At 72.5% G+C, this 5749-nt stretch carries 5 protein-coding genes; 2 read left to right on the forward strand and 3 right to left on the reverse strand.

The genetic code is table 11. The features are described from left to right. Positions 1–86 precede the first annotated feature (86 nt). The 3 genes from HW445_RS16375 to panB all read right to left on the reverse strand — a co-directional run bounded on the left by HW445_RS16375 (position 87) and on the right by panB (position 3156). A complete protein-coding gene (locus HW445_RS16375; protein ID WP_180221758.1) occupies positions 87–923 on the reverse strand; it encodes an ABC transporter permease in 837 nt (278 codons plus the stop codon). Continuing rightward, positions 920–1957 (reverse strand): ATP-binding cassette domain-containing protein, encoded by a 1038-nt coding sequence (locus tag HW445_RS16380; protein ID WP_180221762.1) that lies wholly within the window; start codon positions 1955–1957, stop codon positions 920–922. Before HW445_RS16380 ends, HW445_RS16375 begins: the two co-directional genes overlap by 4 nt. A gap of 332 nt (positions 1958–2289) precedes the next feature. Continuing rightward, entirely contained in the window at positions 2290–3156 is an 867-nt protein-coding gene (gene panB / locus HW445_RS16385) for a 3-methyl-2-oxobutanoate hydroxymethyltransferase (RefSeq protein ID WP_180221759.1), read from the reverse strand. Between the two features lie 331 nt (positions 3157–3487). On the opposite strand from panB, the gene HW445_RS16390 reads away from it, so the two are divergent. Then, positions 3488–4543 carry an endonuclease/exonuclease/phosphatase family protein gene (locus tag HW445_RS16390; protein ID WP_180221760.1) on the forward strand — a complete coding sequence of 352 codons (1056 nt, stop codon included), beginning with the start codon at positions 3488–3490 and terminating at the stop codon, positions 4541–4543. Between the two features lie 149 nt (positions 4544–4692). Next, positions 4693–5749: MFS transporter (locus HW445_RS16395; protein WP_180221761.1), on the forward strand; the 1057-nt coding region annotated here is incomplete at its 3' end.

A 5749-nucleotide genomic window follows, 5' to 3' on the forward strand; every position in this document is an offset into this window, starting at 1 on the left:
GGAAGGCCGCGGCCTCCCCGTGGAGGAGGCGGCGGCCCTCGTCTGACCCCGCGCGGCGGCGCGCGATCCGCGCCCGGGAGCCCGGATCAGTTCCGCGTGGTGAACTTCCGGACGGCGTACGGCGCCATGATCGCCGTCAGCAGCGCCGTCCACCCCAGGGTGACCCACAGGTCGCGGGCGACCGGGCCGCCGGTCATCAGCCCGCGCGAGGCGTCCGCGAGGGCGGAGAGCGGGTTCCAGTCGGCGAAGGCCTGGAGCCAGCCCGGCATCGAGGACGTCGGGGCGAAGAGCGACGAGCCGAACTGGAGCGGCATCATCACCAGGAACCCCAGGCCCTGGACCGACTGGGCGCTCTTCGCGGTGACGCCTATGGCGAGGAACACCCACATCAGGGAGGACCCGAAGAGCATCGACAGCCCCACCGCGGCCAGCAGCCCGAGGGTGTTCTCGATGTGGAAGCCGACCAGCAGGGAGACCACCAGCAGGATCACGGTCGACAGCAGCACCCGCAGCTGCTCCACGGCGATCTTGGCGAACAGCACCGACCCGCGCCCGATGGGCAGCGAGCGGAAGCGGTCCATGACGCCCTTCTGGATGTCCTGGTTGAAACCGGTGCCCACCGACATCGACATCGACAACGCCATCATGGCGAGCATGCCGGGGACCAGGTACTGCACGTACTCGTCCCGGCCGCCGCCCAGCGCCATGCCGATGGAGCCGCCGAAGACGTAGACGAAGAGCAGGGTGAAGACGATCGGCATCAGCACGGCGTCGAACATCGACTCCGGGTCCTGGCGGATCCACAGCAGGTTCCGGCGCATCAGCGCGCCGGTGTGCCTCAGGTGGCCGCGCAGGCCGATGCGGTCGTCGGCCGCCTCGCGCACCGGCGCGGCGGCGGGGGCGGTGACAGTGGTGGCGCTCATGCGGCGGCCTCCTCGAGCTTCGCGGCGGAGTCGCCGTCGGTGGCGGTGTCGGCGTCGGGCGTGTCGGACGCCTTGTGTCCGGTGAGGGAGAGGAACACCTCGTCCAGGCTGGGCAGTTCGGTGACGACCGAGGCGAGGGTGATCCCGCCCGCGGCGGCCGCCCCGAGCACGGCGGTGAGCTGCTCGTCGCTGAGCACCGGCACCCGGACCGAGCCGCTCTCAGCGTCGACCGCGACCGAGGCCAGGCCGGTGACGCCCAGCGCGTCCAGCGCGGCGGCCAGCGGCTCCAGGTCCGCCCGGTCGGCGGGCCGGATCCGCAGCGAGCGGCCGCCGACCTTCGCCTTCAGCTCGTCGATGCCGCCGCCCGCGACCACCCGGCCGCGGTCCATCACCGCCAGCTCGCCCGCGAGCTGCTCGGCCTCCTCCATGTACTGGGTGGTGAGCAGCACGGTCACGCCCTCGCCGACCATCCGCTTCACCTCGTCCCACACCTCGTTGCGGGTGCGCGGGTCCAGCCCGGTGGTCGGCTCGTCCAGGAAGAGCACCTGGGGGCGGCCGATCATCGACGCCGCCAGGTCCAGGCGGCGGCGCATGCCGCCGGAGTAGGTGGCGGCGGGGCGGCGGGCGGCGTCGGTGAGCGAGAACCGCTCCAGCAGCTCGTCGGCGCGGGTCTGCGCGGCCTTGCGCGGCAGGTCCAGGAGACGGCCGATCAGGTACAGGTTCTCCCGGCCGGAGAGCTTCTCGTCCACCGAGGCGTACTGGCCGGTCAGACCGATCACCCGGCGCACCCGGCGCGGCTGGCGCAGCACGTCGATGCCGGAGACGGTCGCCCGCCCCTCGTCGGGCACGATCAGGGTGGAGAGTATGCGGACCAGGGTGGTCTTGCCGGCGCCGTTGGGGCCCAGCACTCCCAGTACCGTGCCCTCCCGGACGTCCAGGTCGACCCCGTCCAGGGCACGGGTCTGCCCGTACCGCTTGGTGAGCCCCCGGACGGAGACCGCGGGGGCGGGCGTCTTGTCGTCGTCGCGTGTCATGGCGTCCACGCTGTCAGGCTCCACCGACACCGCGCCGACATTTTTCCGACAGGCGTCCGACAGGCGTCCCACAGACGTCCGACAAGCGGCCCACGGGGGGGCGAGGCGGACAAGGCGGGCGCGGCGGGTGAGACGGACAGGGCGGGCGGGACCGCGGAGACCGCGGAGACCGCGGAGACCGCGGAGACCGCGGAGACCGCGGAGGCCGCGGAGGGCGCGAAGGAGCACGACAGCCCGCCGACGGGGGGATCGGCGGGCTGTCCTCGCAGTGGTTCTCGGGGTGGTGCTGCCCGAGGTGGCGTCCCTCGGGCCGGTGCGCCCCGCGGTGGGGGTCAGTGCACGGAGTGCTCCTCCAGCGGGAACGTTCCGCCCACGACCTCCTCGGCGTACGCCTTCGCCGCGTCGCCCATCACCTGGCGCACGTCCGCGTACTTCTTGACGAACTTCGGGACCCGCCCGGGCGTGAGGCCCATCATGTCGGTCCACACCAGCACCTGCGCGTCGCACTCCGGCCCAGCGCCGATGCCGACGGTCGGGATGTGCAGCGTGCGGGTGACCTCGGCGGCCAGCTCGCGCGGCACCAGCTCCAGCACCACCGCGAACGCGCCCGCGTCCTGCACGGCCTTCGCGTCCCGCAGCAGCTGCTGCGCGGCCTCCTCGCCGCGGCCCTGCACCCGGTAGCCCATGGAGTTCACCGACTGCGGGGTGAGGCCGATGTGGGCCACCACCGGGATGCCGGAGTCCACCAGCAGCTTGATCTGCTCGTGCGACCGCTCGCCGCCCTCGAGCTTGACCGCCGTGGCGCCGGCCTCCTTGACCAGTCGCATCGCCGAGCGGAGGGCCTGCACGGGGCCCTCCTGGTACGAGCCGAACGGCAGGTCGGCCACGACCAGCGACCGGCTGGTGCCGCGCACCACGGCCGCGGTCAGCATGACCATCTGGTCCATGGTGACCGGCACGGTGGTGTCGTAGCCGAGGTGGCAGTTGCCGGCCGAGTCGCCGACCAGCAGGACCGGGATACCGGCCTCGTCGAACACGGACGCCGTCATCGCGTCGTAGGCGGTCAGCATCGGCCAGCGCTCTCCGCGCTCCTTGGCCAGGGCGATGTCGCGGACGGTCACCCGGCGGTTGCTCTTCCCGCCGTACAGGGACTTCCCACCGCCGTCGGGGCTCTTCTGGGCAGCCTGAAGCTGCGTCATGGAACGGCTCCTTCATTCGTCATCTCGAGGCGCCCTCACGGCGTCCCCGGACCATTTCCATGGTTGCACCTGACCCGCCGGAGGAGAAGAGGGGGATGCGGGATGTGCGGTTTGGGTGACGGACGGTGGTTTCGCGGCCCGCTCCGTGGAACCCGTTCCCTCCGGTTGGTCGTCCCATCCCTTGTAAGGCGCCGCGTGACGGGAGATGCTCCCGAGCGCCCGGCGGGACCGGAACCGGACATGGCCTAGGGTCGTAGACACGCGTACGACGAGTACGGCGCGTACGACCCGCGGGTACGGACGGTGTGCACGGCAGGTGGTGAGGCGGCGGATGACGCAGCAGGCGTTCGCGACGGAGACGGACGACGGGGGCGAGGATCCCCGCAGGCCACGCCGGTTCCGGGGCTGGGCCCACCGCCGGGTCTGCCGGTTCGTCGGCGACAGCCTCGCCGGGCCGGGCGTGTGGCGCCGCGGCCTGGTGCTGGCCACCTGCTCCGTGCTGCTCGCCCTGGTGATGCGGCTGCACGCGCACGTGCCCAACGTGGTGGGCAACCTCGGCAGCCTTGCCGAGACGTTCCTGCCCTGGCTCGGCCTGCTGATCCCGTTGCTCCTGCTGGGGGCGCTGCTGCGCCGCTCGGCCACCGCCGTGATCGCCGGGCTGCTGCCCGCCTTCGTCTGGGCCGGGCTCTTCGGCGGCCTGCTGTCCGACAAGACCGACCCGACGGCCGACGGCGATCTGACCGTCGTCACCCACAACGTCAACGCGGGCAACGCCGACCCGGCCGGCACCGCCCGTGACGTGGCCGCCTCGGGGGCGGACGTGGTGGCGCTGGAGGAGCTGACCGAGTCGGCGGTCCCCGTATACGAGAAGGCGCTGGCCTCCGCCTACCGCTACCACTCGGTGCAGGGCACCGTCGGCCTGTGGAGCCGCTACCCGCTGCGCGACGTGGAACCGGTGGACATCGGACTCGGCTGGACCCGCGCCATGCGCGCCACCGTCGAGGCGCCCTTCGGCGACGTGAAGGCCTACGTCGCGCACCTGCCCTCGGTCCGCGTCCGGCTGGACGCCGGATTCACCGCCCGGGAGCGCGACCGCAGCGCCGACGCCCTCGGCGAGGCCATCGCCAAGGAGCCGCTGAAGAGGGTCGTCCTGCTGGGCGACCTCAACGGCACCATGAACGACCGGGCGCTGCGCGCGGTGACGTCGCAGATGCGCTCCACCCAGGGCGCGGCGGGCAGCGGTTTCGGCTTCAGCTGGCCGGCCTCGTTCCCGATGGCGCGGATCGACCAGATCATGGTCCGCGGCGTCGAGCCGGTCAGTTCCTGGACGCTCCCCGCGACCGGCAGCGACCACCTGCCGCTCGCCGCGAGCATGTCCGTAGGCTGACGCCGACATCAGATATTCACCGGTTCGCCGGGAACGAGAGCACCTGCCCTCTGAAATACTGACGGCCAGGGTTTTGTTGCGGAGTGGAACATACTTGCTGGGCAGAACCCGCCGGCCGTGACCACCCCATGCTGAAAGGCACACGCCCCATGCCACTGGCCCTGCTCGCCCTAGCTGTAGGCGCCTTCGGAATCGGCACCACCGAGTTCGTGATGATGGGCCTGCTCCCGCAGGTCGCCGCCGACCTGGGCGTCTCGATCCCGTCCGCGGGCCACCTGATATCCGCCTACGCGCTCGGCGTCGTCGTCGGCGCACCCCTGCTCGCCGCCGTCACCGCCCGGATGGAGCGCCGCCGGGTGCTGCTCTGGCTGATGGGGCTGTTCATCGTCGGCAACGGCCTGTCGGCGCTCGCCCCCGACCACACCTGGCTGCTCGCCGCCCGCTTCCTCAGCGGCCTGCCGCACGGCGCCTTCTTCGGCGTCGGCTCGGTCGTCGCCACCACCCTCGTCGCCCCGGAGAAGCGGGCGCGGTCGGTGGCCATGATGCTCACCGGTCTGACCGTCGCCAACATCGTCGGCGTCCCGGTCGGCACGCTGCTCGGCCAGAACCTGGGCTGGCGGGCCACCTTCGGCGCGGTCTGCCTGATCGGCGTCGCCGCGGTCGCCGCGCTGGCTCTGCTGGTGCCCCGCGAGAAGCGCACCGACGGGGCGGCGCCCCCGGTGGGGCTGCGCGGCGAGATGGCGGCGCTGAACTCGCTGTCGGTCTGGCTGGTCCTCGCCACCACCATCGTGGGCGGCGGCGCCCTGTTCTCCGCCTTCAGCTACATCACGCCGATGCTGACCGACGCCGCCGGGTACGCGGAGACCTCCGTCACGCTGGTGCTCTCCCTGTTCGGCGTGGGCGCCACCATCGGCAACCTGCTCGGCGGCCGCCTGGCGGACCGCTCGCCGCGCGGCACCATCCTGGCCGGTCTCACCACCATGACCGTCACGCTGCTGCTGTACCCGGTGCTGATGGAGACCAAGGCGGGCGGCGCGGTGGCCGTGCTGATGCTGGGCGTCGCCGGCTTCACGCTGGGCGCGCCGCTGCAACTGATGGTGATGACGCGGGCCGCCTCCGCCCCCTCGCTGGCCTCCTCCGCCAACCAGGCCGCCTTCAACCTCGCCAACGCGGGCGGCGCCTGGGTCGGCGGCCTCGCCCTCAGCG

This window comes from Streptomyces sp. UH6, assembly GCF_013421635.1.
In the GTDB taxonomy this organism is placed as follows: domain Bacteria; phylum Actinomycetota; class Actinomycetes; order Streptomycetales; family Streptomycetaceae; genus Streptomyces; species Streptomyces abyssomicinicus.